The following is a 1,144-nucleotide window of genomic DNA, read 5'->3' as shown; positions in this document are numbered from 1 at the left end:
AAATTGATGTTCAAGTACCAGAGGTTGGAGATGTGGTGAAAGGTATTGTAACGAAAGTTGAGGACAAGCATGTCGATGTTGACATCCCCAACTGCAAGCAAACCGGAATTATCCCAATCAGTGAATTATCAAGTCTTCATGTTGAAAAAGCATCAGATGTCGTCAATGTAGACGATGAGCTTGAATTAAAAGTGACAAAAGTGGAAGACGATGCATTGATTTTATCAAAACGTGCTGTTGATGCAGACCGCGCTTGGGAAGACCTAGAGAAAAAGTTTGAGTCAAAAGAAGTGTTTGAAGCCGAAGTAAAAGACGTCGTTAAAGGCGGTCTGGTCGTCGATATCGGCGTGCGCGGATTCATTCCCGCATCGCTTGTAGAGGCGCATTTTGTTGAAGATTTTACAGATTATAAAGGAAAGACGCTTACTTTAATCGTCGTTGAGCTTGACAGAGATAAAAACCGCGTGATTTTATCACACCGTGCGGTTGTTGAAAAAGAGCAGTCGGAAAGAAAACAGGATTTTCTTCAAACGCTGGAAGCGGGACAGGTACTTGAAGGAAAAGTGCAGCGCCTGACAGATTTCGGTGCTTTCGTTGACATCGGCGGCATTGACGGTCTTGTTCACATCTCCCAGCTGTCGCATTCACACGTTGAAAAACCGTCAGACGTAGTCGAAGAAGGCCAGGATGTCAAAGTCAAAGTGCTGTCCGTCGACCGCGACAATGAGCGAATTTCGCTATCAATCAAAGAAACGCTTCCTGGGCCTTGGTCCAACATCGGCGAAAAAGTGAAGCCTGGAGACGTATTGGACGGAAAAGTCCAGCGCTTGGTGAGCTTCGGTGCGTTTGTCGAAGTGCTGCCTGGAGTTGAAGGCCTCGTCCACATTTCGCAAATCTCGAACAAACACATCGGAACACCTCATGAAGTCCTTGAGGAAGGCCAGGACGTTAAAGTGAAAGTTCTTGACGTCAACGAAGAGGAAGAGCGCATTTCTTTAAGCATGAAAGAGCTTGAAGAAAACACCGATAAAGCAGAGCAGGAAGATTACCGTCAATACCAGGCGAAGGAAGAGTCTTCAGGCTTCCAGCTTGGTGAAATGATCGGAGACAAACTGAATAAATTAAAGTAAAAGTTGGTGATGAT

The 1,144-nt window shown here is 45.4% G+C and carries 1 protein-coding gene; it reads left to right on the top strand.

The genetic code is table 11. The features are described 5' to 3' along the window. The first annotated feature begins 2 nt into the window (after positions 1-2). Positions 3-1,130 (top strand): 30S ribosomal protein S1, encoded by a 1,128-nt coding sequence (gene rpsA, locus C1T29_RS13765; protein WP_231516498.1) that lies wholly within the window; start codon positions 3-5, stop codon positions 1,128-1,130. Positions 1,131-1,144: the final 14 nt, after the last annotated feature.

The organism is Bacillus sp. MBGLi79, assembly GCF_002953915.1.
The sequence above is the reverse complement of the archived record's forward strand: the minus strand, read 5'-3'. Positions and strand labels throughout refer to the sequence as shown.